Genomic DNA, 13375 nt, shown 5'->3' on the forward strand with positions numbered 1-13375 from the left:
TATGAATAAACAGTCCATATACGGATTAACTATAGATCAATTGGCTACTTGGCTTACCGAGCACGGTGAGAAGAAGTCGAGAGCACAAAAAGTATGGGAATATCTTTATCGAAAGCGTGTAACAGCTTTCTCTGAAATGACAGAAGTAAATCAAGCGTGTCTTCAATTACTGGCAGACAACTTCGAAATCCAAACCTTACAGGAGCATATTAAACAAGAATCAGCTGATGGAACGATTAAATTCTTGTTTAAACTTCAGGATGGCAACTTGATTGAAACGGTTTTAATGCGCCAGAAATATGGCCTTTCTGTTTGTGTGACAACACAAGTAGGCTGTAACATTGGCTGCAGTTTTTGTGCGAGTGGTTTATTAGCGAAGAGCCGTGATTTAACCAGTGGGGAAATTGTCGAGCAAATTATGAACGTTCAATTGCATTTGGACAACAAAGGACAAGGTGAAACGGTCAGTCACGTAGTCGTGATGGGGATTGGTGAACCATTTGATAATTTTATAAACCTAATAGACTTTATCAGGGTGATTAAAGATGATAAAGGGCTTGCGATTGCGGCTAGACGGATCACCGTGTCAACCAGCGGTCTCGCGGACAAGCTTATTGAGTTCACGGATATGGGGCTGCAGGTAAATCTTGCTGTTTCCTTGCATGCGCCAAATAATGAGCTTCGTACGCGTATTATGAAAATAAACCGTGCGATTCCGATTGAAAGATTAATGCAGGCGATGGAGTATTACGTAGAAAAGACAAACCGTCGGATTACCATTGAATATATTCTGTTGCGCGATGTAAATGATCATAAGCAAGAAGCCGAGCAACTGGCCGAACTTCTTCGCCCTCTGGGACAGCAAGTCTATGTAAACTTAATTCCATATAATCCGGTCGATGAACATAGTCAATATCAAAGAAGTGAACAGGAATCAGTCCTGGCATTTTATGATACGTTGAAAAAGGGCGGGATTAATTGTAAAATCCGCCAAGAACACGGAACAGATATTGATGCGGCGTGCGGACAGTTACGAAGCAAACAAATCAAAAAAGCTGAAGTACAGTAATTTCATTAAAAGGTTATGTTAAACAAGGTCTTTGGTTTAACATAACCTTTTTAGTTTTATCCGCATTTTATGTCTGTGCCGATTTCGACAATCTTTTCTCCATTTCCCGGGAAAAAGTCCTGTTGATAAAAGGGTTTATATAGAATCTAATCAAACGTTTGGTTAGTAAGGAATTATCGGGAAACCTGTCAAAGTGTGATTTATTACCGATAAAAGTCCTTTTATCGACTTGTTTTTTATTTTAATAGCGGAAAAACAACATACAAAAAAGGTATCTAAATAATATTTAGACACCTTCGTTTTAGTTATTCGGTAAACTTTTTAAAAATCAATGTGGCATTATGCCCGCCAAATCCTAATGAGTTTGATAAAACCACTTGAACATCCTTCTTCTTTGCTACGTTGGGGACATAATCTAAATCAAGTTGTTCATCAGGTGTTTCATAGTTGATGGTTGGAGGGATGATTCCTTCCTTGATCGCTAAAACAGAAAAAATGGCTTCAATTGCCCCTGTCGCTCCTAACATGTGGCCTGTCATCGATTTTGTGGAACTTACAGATAAAGTATAGGCATGTTCCTTGAAAACCTCTTTAATGGCTAACGTTTCATACAAATCATTATAATAAGTCGAGGTCCCATGAGCATTGATATAGTCGACTTGTTCAGGGGAAATCCCAGCATCCTCTAATGCTAATTTCATTGCTCTCCCTGGTCCATCTCCGTCTGGTGCAGGTGTAGTAATATGATGGGCATCACCCGTAGCTCCATATCCTATCAATTCCCCATATATATTCGCACCACGGGCTAAAGCATGCTCTAATTCTTCTAGGACCACAATTCCTGCGCCTTCCCCGATGACAAATCCATCACGATTCTTATCAAAAGGCCGGCTGGCTGTGTTTGGATCTGGATTTTTTGAAAGGGCTGTCATATTAGAAAATCCGGCAACGGTCATCTCTGTAATCGTTGCTTCTGTTCCACCAGCAATTATCATATCTACACTCCCCTTTTGAATCACGCGGAATGCATCACCGATTGAGTTAGCGCCTGACGCACATGCTGTTACCGAACAATTATTGATTCCCTTTGCTCCAAGTGCAATAGAAACTTGTCCAGCCGCCATATCAGGGATAAACATGGGAATAATAAACGGGTTGACTCTTCTTTGACCTTTTTCAATAAATTTCCGATGTTGTTCCTCGAACTCAGCTAGCCCGCCAATTCCTGATCCAATCCAAACGCCCACTCGCTCAGGTTGAATATTTTCGCCGATTCGGATTCCTGCATCATTGACAGCCATTTGACTTGCAGCAACTGCGAATTGGCTATAACGCCCCATTCTTCTCGCTTCTTTTTTATCCATAAATTCTTCTGGTGCAAAGCCTTTTACTTCTGCTGCGATTTTGATATCCACTTTTTCCACATCAAATATGGTGGCTGGACCAACACCTGATATACCCCTTTTAATCTGTTCCCATGTTGAATGAGCATCATTCCCCAAAGGAGTGACTGCTCCAATACCTGTAATCACTACTCTTTTATTCATATAATGCTGTCTCCCACCCATTTTTTAAGTAACTATAAATGATTCTTAATCTATAGTTTAACTAATTCAGAGTGGTAGGACAAATTGATATCGAGCTATCTTTAGATTTAAGTTTATTTTTTGGAAGCAAATGGATGTCGGTTAAGCAAATCACGGTTTAACCACACATCTCTATTTTGGACAAGTGAAGGTTGTTTTCAGTTTCATGAACCCGTACATTAAGCGTGCATTTCTACCTTTTTGAGTTTGAGGATTAATTTTTGACTCAAGGCATTTCATAAATTGCTTATCACAATAACATGGGGAATTCCCTCGGCTCAGACAGCGATCATGCTGGTAGCAGCAGCTATCTACATCATTAATTGGACTACCCGGCCCGCTGCATCCTGGCCCACACCATCGATAACCCGGAAAAAGACAAAGAGGCAGCAGACTCTTTTTTCTACGTTTCAATCATTTACACCTCCTATAATTTTACTACTATATTAATATGAATAAATATAAAAACCTGATTAGACTTGTTCTCTAAAAAAGGTGGGAGGTTTGTATGTCGTTTAAGGAAAACTATCCATTAGCACTAGCAAATACACGTATGTGTTAAAAGTGGTTGAAACGATGATTTTATTTTTGCTATACAGTAGAAGGTTCTCTAACAAGCTATGTCGGAATATAAATAAATATATAGCTTTAAAATTATTAAAAATCTTCACTTGAAAGGGGAATCAATTCTTATGGATGTTTGCATATCTTGTGGGAGTGAATTGTCCAAGTTTGAACGGAATAGAAGTGAGTGTTGGGAGTGTATGGATACGACCACAGAAGCTTATACAGAAGAGGAATAATTTTTTTATCCAGACGAAAATCCTTTTATAAGGTAATAGAAATGGCCCCAGTCCCCTAGAAAAAAATTAGGACTGAGGCCATTTTGGTTATCGGTACATTACAACAGTGTCTTTCACCAATTTCTTCCAATCGGTACCTAGCATTATTTAGGAATCTCTTTTACCAAACAAATAATCCAACTATCATCGCACTCAATAAAGATACTCCCACTCCACTGACCAACAGCTTCCAGACATTTTTTCCGATGATACTTGATTTTTCCTCACTAAGGATCGAATTAAACGTTCCATAAATCATCCCGACTGTACTAAAGTTTGCAAAGGAAGTTAAGAACGTGACGGCAACAGCCACTGTATGTGGAGTAAGTCCACTTATTTTACCTTTGAGGTCCAACATCGCAACAAACTCATTGGTCGCTAGCTTTATTCCCATTAGTTGCGCCACATACATCGCATCATCCCCAGCTAAACCAAGCAAGAACGCGAATGGGCTAAAGATAACTGAGAAGATTTTTTGGATGGTCAACCCTTTCACAACGAATCCTAAAATCCCATTTATACCAGCGGTTAAGGCAACATACCCAATAACCATTGCCATGATGACAATGACCATTTTGACACCAACAAGCATACTGTTTGAGATAGTGGAAAAGAAATCTTTTCGCTCCTCCTTCGAAGGAACATATACGATATCTTCCTCTTTACTCACCTCAACAGGGTTCAGCATGTTTGCAATCAAAAGCGCGTTCAAGCAGTTCAACGGAATCGCCACAAATACATATGTCGCCGGAACCATTGTTAAGTAAGCCCCAATAATCGAACCGCTGATGCTGCTCATACTCATGATTCCAAACGTTAGCAGGCGATGTTCCTTTAATACGGTCAGCTGTTGACGAATAACAGCCAGGGCTTCTGTATTTCCAAGAAACATCATCTGGATTGAAAAGAAACTCTCTAGCTTTGGCAGTCCTGATACTTTTGAAATGAGCCAGCCCACTTTATCAATAATCCATGTTAAGATTCCGAAGTACGTTAAAATATCAAAGAATGTAATAATGAAAATAATTGGCATTAACGCACTAAAAAAGAAATCCACATGCTCGTTCGCCATCACGGATGGGAATACAAATGAAGTCCCTTCGTTCGCACAAGCAATTAACCAGTTAAAAAACGATGCTATTTTATTAATGATCCATGACCCGATTTTTGTCGATAACATAAACCAGGTGATCGCTAATTCAACAACCAATAACGTCAAAATGGATTTCCACTTAACGTTTCTTTTATTAGGCGAGCAAAAATAAATAAGTACGAGCATTACTAATACTCCAAGTACATTAAACAAAAAATACAAGTTATCAACTCCTTTGGTTTATTATTCCCAAAATGTTTATTTGTATAGAAAAAGTCGTCAACTTTTCACGGGTTTGTTGAAGAGTAAAGCCGGAGAAATATTATTTATGTTAAATAAAAAACAGTGCTAATTCATTTGCGAATTGCACTGTTAATTTTATAGATGTTTTTTGAGTTACGGATCATCAAAATGTGAAAGACTTCTCTTCCTAAACTATTAAGTTCTTAAAAACAATGTTTACAGTTGTCCAAATACAACTTTTCCTTTAAAAATAACTGCTTCGCGCTCTGGTGTTCTAGCAACTGCTTCAGCAGAACACGATGCATTTACAAGAACAAAATTTGCTTCATCGCCTACCAGTGGCCAGGTTACTTCACCGTCTTTCGTTAATGGGGTAGGTCCCCCAGTAGCATACTTTAGTGTCTGAGCTAATGCACGTTCGTCACTTTTTCGGTACAGTTCACTATATCGGGTTGCCTTTTCTAATACATCCCCTGTTCCATATGGTCCCCAAGAGTCATAGAAACCATCACACCCTAAATACACGCTTACTCCCATTCTATCTAATAAATCAATTGGAGGCAGAGTATTTGTAATTGGAATCGTAGACATAACCGACATTCCTAACTTGCTCATTTTATTGGCAATTTCTTCTTGCTGTGGAACCGGCACCTCTCCTAGACTGAATGCATGACTTACAGCCACTCGATTGTGCCATTTCGCTGCTTCGACCATTTCTATCAATTTATCTACCGTATAAAAACCAACATGTCCTTTGTCATGTAAATGGATATCGACATCTGCATCAAATTCTGTTGCTAGATTCATCACTTCATAGAGTGATTTTTCGATATTGCGGTCAATTCCAGCCGGGTCTAACCCACCAACTAATTGTGCACCAGTTCTCATTGCCTCTTTCATTAGTGGAATAACATTTTCAGTTAATAATCCATGCTGTGGGAAGGCAACAATCTCGTAGGTTACCTTATCCTTGTTATCCTCCAATGCTGCTTTTACGCCTTCTAAATTTTTCAAACCAATATAAGGGTCAATATTTACATGGGTGCGGATGTGTGTGGATCCATGTGAAAGCAATAAGTCAATCATGGCACTAGCACGCTGTTTTGTTGTTGGCGCCAATTCCTCAAGTTCCATTGCCTCCATACGTAATCGGTCCTTCAAATTTTTTGCAGGTATAGGAGCCTTCCAATCAAGTGAAAGATAGGTTTTATCCAAATGGTTGTGCATTTCTTTAAAGGTAGGTAACGCCAAAAAACCTTTTCCATCCACAGTATTCTCACCAGATGGAATGTTGAAACTCTCCTTTTGCTTTTCAACTATTTTCCCACCCTGAATTTTCAAATGGAAAAGCTCTGTCTTTGTTTCATAAACTCCTTTTTCATCCTGTACATAGCCTGTCTCTAACCGAACATTTGTCAACCAATATGAGGTAGTCATTCTTTCTCCTCCTTTATAAGTTTAAACACGCACCAGGTCTGTGTCTTCCAGTTTACTTTCAACCTTTTTCCCTTTGAAAAACAATGCTTCTACCTTCGCTCTTCTTGCGACTGCTTCTGCTGAACAAGTTGCCTTTACTAGCATCATCGTTGCATCATCGCCAACTTTAGGCCAGACACGCTCACCTTCTTCATTCAGTGGTGTTACACCGCCAGTACCATATTTTAAGGCAGTTGATAATGAATATTCATCACTCAAACGAAATCTTTCAGCGAGAATCCCAAGCTTTTGAATCGTGTTTCCGGTTCCAAAAGGGGACCAGTGGTCTGTAATACTGTCGTGTCCAACAGCTACACGAATCCCTAATTTATCAAGAGTTGGTATCGGAATTGTCGCTCGATTTATAGGTACAGTAGTGGTAACATCCATCTCTTGTTCTTTTAGAATAGCGGTGATTTCTTTAAGTTCCTTACCATCCATGTCACCTAATGCAATCCCATGGCTAATCGTGGCTCTACCTTTGAGTCCAGATTCCCTCGTATAATAAGCCATGCGTTCAAATGTAAATACCCCTAATGTATTCGGATCATGTAAATGAATATCTACGCCCTTATTGTTTTCAACAGCAATATCAAAAATAGTGTTTAAAGATTTTTCAATATTCCGATCCACAGTCGCAGGGTCGACACCTCCAACTAATGTCGCGCCATTCTTCATCGCATCACGAATGAGCTGAACTGAGTCACTTTTTAATAAACCGTGCTGCGGAAAGGCAACAATCTCATAGGTAAGAACATCCTCATATTTTTTCAAGGCATTGACGGTTGCCTCAAGATTTTTTAGTCCAATCACCGGGTCCACATTACAATGGGTGCGAATATGGGTATGGCCGTTTTTAATATATAATTCAATCATTTTCTCCGCACGCTCTTGGGCTGTCGGCAGGAGCTTTGGCAGCAATTCTTTTTCTTCTTCTAATCTGGTGAAAATGCCATTTGTAAGGGGCGTACACGCTTTCCATGGTCCACCATAATAGGTTTTGTCGATATGAATATGCATATCTCTTAAGGATGGCAGTAGTAGCTGACCATGCGCATCGTGCTGTTTAACCTTTGTATCAGGAATTTCATTTGTAATTTCAGTAATTTTACCGCCTTCAATTTTTAAGTGGCAAATTTCCGTCTCGGTTGCGACAATTCGATCATTTTCATAAATGAACCCTTTTTCTAAGCAGACATTCGTTAACCAAAAAGTGGTCATTCCTGTTCCCTCCTGTTATAGAACTAGTAAAAGTACTTTTTTTTACGAAAGTACTTTTCCACCTTGGACACTATTCATTTCTTCATAAAGCCTCTATTTAATTACCACATCATCAATCATTAGATAGTTAGCAGCATTTAACCAAAATCCACTTACATTTTTACTATAGGCAGCCAAATGTTCATAATTTCGGATAGGAACATAAACCGCATCGTCAATCTCTTTCTGCATTACCTTTTCATATAGCTTTAATCGTTTTTGCTCATCTGTTTCTTTTCGTGCGGATTCAATCATTTTGTCTACATCTGGATTACTATAGTAGAACGTGTTCCCTGCAGCTCCCTGTGATGCTGAATGGAATAAGTTATACTGGTTGTAATCACCGTCCCCAGTTGCATTACCCCAACCGCCAATAGCCATCTCGTGCTCACCTTTGTCGATCATGTCGATATAAGCGCCATATTCCATTACTTGGATCTTTACATTAATTCCAATTCCTTTTAATTGCGATTGCATCACTTCAGCCATGTTAATACGTTCTTTTCTGTCACTTGTTAATAAAGTGACATCCAATCCCTTTTCATAGCCAGCTTCTTTTAACAATTTCTTTGCTTCGTTCAAATCATAGTCGTAAGCTTTAACCTTATCACTGTATCCAAGCACCTTAGGGCTCATTGCTACATTGGCAAGGGTTCCAACGTTATTATAAACGCCTTTAATAATTGCTTCTCTTTCAATGGCGTGGCTGATTGCCTTTCGAACCCTTACATCATCAAACGGTTTTTTCTTTACGTTAAATCCAAGATATTCAACAGCTAGTCCTTCTGTACGATAGAGTCCCATTTTGTCGGAAGCTTCAATGCGCTCAATCTCGGTTACAGGTACTTGGTCATTAATATTCGCTTCACCAGTTTCAATCATAGCCAGGCGTGTCGCATCTTCGGGAACGACTTTGAATACTACTCGATCAATATTAGCTTTCTTTCCCCAGTAGTTTTCATTTCTCTTTAATGAAATTTCTTGTCCGGTCTTCCATGATTCAAATACAAATGGACCTGTTCCAACTGGATGCTGTGATAATGCATCTGGATTTTCTGTAATCGCTTTCGGACTAATAATACTACCTTCTTGGCTGGCCAAAATAGATAGCAGTGGAGCATAAGAATATTCAAGTAATAATTGAACGGTATAATCATCAACAACTTTTACTTCCTTAATCATGGAGAATTTCTCGCGTTGCGGTGATTCCGTTTTCGGATCTAACAAACGATCAAATGTCTTTTTAACAGCTTCAGCATTGAATTGTGCTCCGTCATGGAATTTAACACCTTCTTGTAATTTAAATTCCCATGTTGTGTCATTTACGACTTTCCATTCTTTCGCTAACAGCGGTTGAATTTTGAAGTCTTTGTCCGGTGCAACTAGTGTCTGATAAACTTTTTGATAAATGATATTCGCAGAAGGAATATCTGTAATAAAATGCGGATCAAGTTTTGTAGCATCAGAAAGCCTTACAACTGTCAATGTACCACCTTGTTTGGTTGCTTCTTTTTTGCCTGCCGTATCAGTTGAAGAAGTTGATTTTGTAGAACAAGCTTGAGCAAAAATCATCATTAAGCCGATTAGAACAAATAGTAGTCCCCTATTCATACTGCGTCCTTTTTTCTCCATTTTTTTATGCTCCCTTATTTTGTTATTTTGTAAATTCTGACCCTTCATTCGTGTATCCACCATCCCTCCGCTAGTACATATCTGCATTATAAAAGACAATCGACAATAATATTTACAGAATATTTACTTAAATTTTAACTATATTGACATATTATTTAAAAAATATTTACTTTTCACCTAATTTTGATAATTTGTACTTAACCCAATAAAAAGTCTGAAAGTTTAGAAGGGGGTCTACCGCAACGATCAATTACATCTTATCTTTCAAAAAAATTAAAATAAGGAGGGTTTTACATGTCAGTTGAAGTAAACACTGAAAAACCAATTGTAATCACACAAACAATTAATCTACCGAAACGATCTAAATTAAAAGACTTCCTTTCTATTTTAATGGTTAATAAAGCAGCGATGGTCGGTGCAATTATTATCCTCTTTTACATTTTTATCGGATTATTTGCACCGCTCTTAGCCCCCTACAATCCATATGAAATTATATTAGGAGATAAATTACTGCCTCCATCGAGTGATCACTGGATGGGAACCGATGATAAAGGGAGAGATATATTAAGTCGTATTCTGTATGGCTCAAGACTTTCGATGGGAGTCGGTTTTGCTGCTGTAGCCTTTGGCTCATTCTTCGGAATCATTTTTGGACTAGTTGCTGGCTATTATGGAAAATGGGTTGATTCGTTCATTATGCGATTGATGGATGTCATGCTCGCCTTTCCTGGAATCTTACTAGCATTAGCCATCATAAGTGCTCTAGGACCTGGTCTTATTAATGTTACGATTGCGGTTGGAGCATTTTCCGTTCCGTTATTTGCACGAATTGTCCGTGGTTCTACATTAGAAGTGAAACGTCTCGAGTATATCGACGCCATACGGTCGCTTGGCGCAAATGATTTTATAATTATTTTCAAACATATTTTACCAAATATTCTTTCTCCAATTATTGTCCAAGGGACATTACGTCTTGCGACGGCGATTTTATCAGCTGCAGGCTTATCGTTTCTTGGTCTTGGCGCACAGCCTCCTTCTCCGGAATGGGGAACGATGCTAAGTAATGGAAGGGATTTCTTATTCTCTGCGCCATACATTGCGATTTTCCCAGGTTTAGCGATTTCTATCCTCGTTTTAGGTTTTAATATCTTTGGTGATGGATTACGCGATGCTTTTGATCCAAGAATGAAAAAGTAAAATTTAAGGAGGTTAGCAGACGATGTTGATGTTTATTTTACGCCGTTTAATCCAAATGATCCCAGTAGTAATTGGGGTAACTTTTGTCGTATTTTTTATCATGCAACTAGTTCCCGGCGATCCTGCTGTTTTGCTTGCAGGTGAAGGAGCATCAAAAGAAACAGTTAATGCCATTCGCGAGCAATTGGGGTTAAACCGGCCATTACTGGTTCAATATTTTGACTACCTTTTGAATGTATTTCAAGGAGACTTTGGTAATTCACTTAAGAATAGCCAGCCAGTACTTGATGAAATAATGGTTAGACTACCGATCACAATGGAGTTAGCATTTTTTAGTATCATTATCACAATCGTTTTAGGTATGGCAGCGGGAATTATTTCAGCGGTTAAACCTTATTCACTTACAGATACAAGTGTTATGCTAGTTGCCCTACTTGGAATTTCCTTACCGAGCTTTTGGTTTGGTTTAATGATGATGTATTTCTTCTCCGTAAAACTGCAAATTCTTCCGGTTGCAGGATGGGATAGTATCCTTCACGTCATCCTTCCTGCTCTAACATTAGGAGCAGGAGGTGCAGCAATTGTTGCCCGGATGACTCGTTCCAGTATGCTTGAAGTCATCAGGCAAGATTATATCCGTACAGCACGAGCAAAAGGACTGCGCGAACATGTCATTATTTATAAGCACGCATTACGGAATGCCTTAATTCCAGTAATAACGGTTGTTGGGTTACAGTTTGGTGCTCTGCTTGGCGGAACTGTATTAGTTGAATCCATCTTTGCGATTAACGGACTTGGCAGAATGATTGTTGATGCTATCCGAATGCGGGATTTACCAGTGGTTCAAGGGGGAGTTTTAGCTGCCTCGTTAATCTTTGTTATCGTGAACTTATTTGTGGACGTATTCTATCGGTTCTTTAATAAACGAATTGAACTAAATTAACAGGTGGTGAATAATGGTGAGTGAGAAAAACAATCCAATTTTAGAAGTAAAAGGATTAAAAACACATTTCTTTACAAAACATGGTGTAAGTAAGGCCGTTGACGGTATTGATTTTACCCTTCGAAAGGGAGAGACTTTAGGTATTGTCGGAGAATCAGGCTGTGGAAAAAGTATGACATCTCTCTCCATACTACGACTAATCCCCTCCCCTCCAGGGAAAATTGCCGGCGGACAGGTTCTTTATAAAGGGAAAGATTTAGTCACACTCTCAGAGGATGAAATGAGGAAAATCCGTGGAAACGAAATCTCGATGATTTTCCAAGAACCGATGACATCATTAAATCCTGTACTTACTGTCGGAGAACAAATTGCTGAAGCATTAAGATTGCATCAAGGTATGAGAAAAAAGGAAGCGTGGATTAAGGCCGTTGAAATGCTTAAGCTTGTGGGAATACCTTCTCCTGAAAAAAGGGCAAAACAAGAACCATTCCAATTAAGTGGCGGTATGCGCCAGCGTGTAATGATTGCGATGGCACTTGCCTGTACTCCAGAAGTGTTAATTGCCGATGAACCAACAACAGCCTTAGATGTAACCATTCAAGCACAAATATTAGAGCTAATTAAAGATTTACAAAAAAAGATAGGTATGGGCGTTATTATGATTACACATGATTTAGGAGTTGTTTCTGAAACATGTGATAAAGTTGCCGTTATGTATGCCGGCAATATTATTGAACATGCGCCAACTGAAAAGATTTTTACAAATCCAAAGCACCCCTATACACAAGGGTTGTTAAATTCTTTACCGAAGATCCATGAGGACCAAGAAGAATTGCAAACGATCGAAGGGAGTGTACCAAGTCCGTATAATTTGCCGACAGGCTGCCGTTTTGCTTCAAGGTGCCCCCATCAGAAACCTTTGTGTCACTTGCAGAAGCCTGATCTAATTGAACAAAATGATGGTGTTAAAGTACGTTGTTGGATGTACACTGACGAATGGACGAGACATGTGGAAAAAGAGGGGGCTGTTAAATAATGGTGACTGCTATAGAGAAAAAAGTATTATTAAAAGTGGACCATTTGAAACAATATTTCCCTGTTAAATCAGATTCCATTTTTAAACCTAAGGCATATGTAAAGGCAGTTGATGACATTTCTTTTCACCTATACGAAGGAGAGACATTAAGCATAGTTGGGGAATCTGGCTGTGGTAAATCGACTACAGGACGCGCGATTCTACGTCTCGATGAACCAACAGATGGAACTGTATATTATGATGATAAAGACATTTTAAAGCTCAATAATAAAGAGATGCGAAAGCTAAGAGGAGACTTGCAAGTAATTTTCCAAGATCCTTTTGCCTCACTTAACCCCCGTCAAACGGTAAAACATATTTTAAATGAAGCAATGGCCATTCAAAATGTCGTTGAAAAATCGAAAAGGATGGAAAGAATGATAGAATTATTGGGGTATGTCGGTCTACCCCAAGAAGCACTTGAGCGCTATCCCCATGAATTTAGCGGGGGGCAGCGTCAGCGAATTGGGATTGCCCGTGCACTTGCCGTCGATCCTAAATTAATTATTTGTGATGAAGCAGTATCTGCTTTGGATGTTTCCATCCAAGCTCAAATCCTAAATCTATTAAAAAAGCTTCAAAATCAGTTTCAGCTTACCTTTTTATTTATCTCACATGATTTAAGTGTAGTTAGGCATATTTCCGACCGAGTAATGGTTATGTATTTAGGAAAGGTCGTTGAGATTGCTAACAAAAAAGATCTATTCGATTCACCTCTTCATCCATATACAAAGGCATTGTTATCATCAATTCCTGTACCTAATCCGGTCCACAAAAGGGAACGAGTCACCTTAAAAGGAGATGTCCCTTCCCCCATCGATCCTCCAAGCGGATGCCGTTTCCATACGCGCTGTCCGTTTGTAACGGAGAAGTGTAAATTAGAAGAACCTGCCTTAAGAGAATTAGCTGAGAATCACTTTGTCAGCTGCCATTTTGCAGAACAACTTTCACAATAATGT

At 39.0% G+C, this 13375-nt stretch carries 10 protein-coding genes; 5 read left to right on the forward strand and 5 right to left on the reverse strand.

The features are described from left to right. The first annotated feature begins 1 nt into the window (after nt 1). Nucleotides 2-1069, forward strand: coding sequence for a 23S rRNA (adenine(2503)-C(2))-methyltransferase RlmN (rlmN, locus tag QF028_RS24885; protein WP_429469882.1), 1068 nt, complete (start codon nt 2-4; stop codon nt 1067-1069). A 305-nt stretch (nt 1070-1374) separates the two neighbouring features. Here rlmN and fabF read toward each other — a convergent pair whose 3' ends face one another. The 5 genes from fabF to QF028_RS24910 all read right to left on the reverse strand — a co-directional run bounded on the left by fabF (nt 1375) and on the right by QF028_RS24910 (nt 9201). After that, nucleotides 1375-2616: a beta-ketoacyl-ACP synthase II gene (gene fabF / locus QF028_RS24890; protein WP_410887842.1), complete on the reverse strand. Its 1242-nt coding sequence runs from the start codon at nt 2614-2616 to the stop codon at nt 1375-1377. Nucleotides 2617-3618: 1002 nt separating this feature from the next. After that, a complete protein-coding gene (locus QF028_RS24895) occupies nt 3619-4812 on the reverse strand; it encodes a nucleoside transporter C-terminal domain-containing protein (protein ID WP_429469884.1) in 1194 nt (397 codons plus the stop codon). Between the two features lie 237 nt (nt 4813-5049). Next, the gene (locus QF028_RS24900) at nt 5050-6270 is read right to left on the reverse strand and encodes an amidohydrolase (protein ID WP_429469886.1); all 1221 of its coding nucleotides are present in this window, start codon (nt 6268-6270) and stop codon (nt 5050-5052) included. A 21-nt stretch (nt 6271-6291) separates the two neighbouring features. Beyond that, nucleotides 6292-7530 carry an amidohydrolase family protein gene (locus tag QF028_RS24905; RefSeq protein ID WP_429469888.1) on the reverse strand — a complete coding sequence of 413 codons (1239 nt, stop codon included), beginning with the start codon at nt 7528-7530 and terminating at the stop codon, nt 6292-6294. 93 nt (nt 7531-7623) lie between these two features. Continuing rightward, nucleotides 7624-9201 (reverse strand): glutathione ABC transporter substrate-binding protein, encoded by a 1578-nt coding sequence (locus QF028_RS24910; protein ID WP_429469890.1) that lies wholly within the window; start codon nt 9199-9201, stop codon nt 7624-7626. Nucleotides 9202-9495: 294 nt separating this feature from the next. Between QF028_RS24910 and QF028_RS24915 the strand changes: the two genes are divergently transcribed. From QF028_RS24915 to QF028_RS24930, 4 genes are read left to right on the forward strand one after another with little or no spacing between them, the layout of a single operon-like run. Continuing rightward, a complete protein-coding gene (locus tag QF028_RS24915) occupies nt 9496-10398 on the forward strand; it encodes an ABC transporter permease (protein ID WP_429469892.1) in 903 nt (300 codons plus the stop codon). Between the two features lie 22 nt (nt 10399-10420). Further along, nucleotides 10421-11341, forward strand: coding sequence for a nickel ABC transporter permease (gene nikB / locus QF028_RS24920; protein WP_410887830.1), 921 nt, complete (start codon nt 10421-10423; stop codon nt 11339-11341). 13 nt (nt 11342-11354) lie between these two features. Beyond that, complete coding sequence (locus QF028_RS24925; RefSeq protein WP_410887828.1) at nt 11355-12377, forward strand: ABC transporter ATP-binding protein; 1023 nt, start codon at nt 11355-11357, stop codon at nt 12375-12377. Further along, nucleotides 12377-13372, forward strand: a complete 996-nt coding sequence (locus tag QF028_RS24930; RefSeq protein ID WP_429469895.1) for an ABC transporter ATP-binding protein — start codon at nt 12377-12379, stop codon at nt 13370-13372. Before QF028_RS24925 ends, QF028_RS24930 begins: the two co-directional genes overlap by 1 nt. Nucleotides 13373-13375: the final 3 nt, after the last annotated feature.

This window comes from Neobacillus sp. B4I6, assembly GCF_050434045.1.
In the GTDB taxonomy this organism is placed as follows: Bacteria; Bacillota; Bacilli; order Bacillales; family Cytobacillaceae; genus Neobacillus.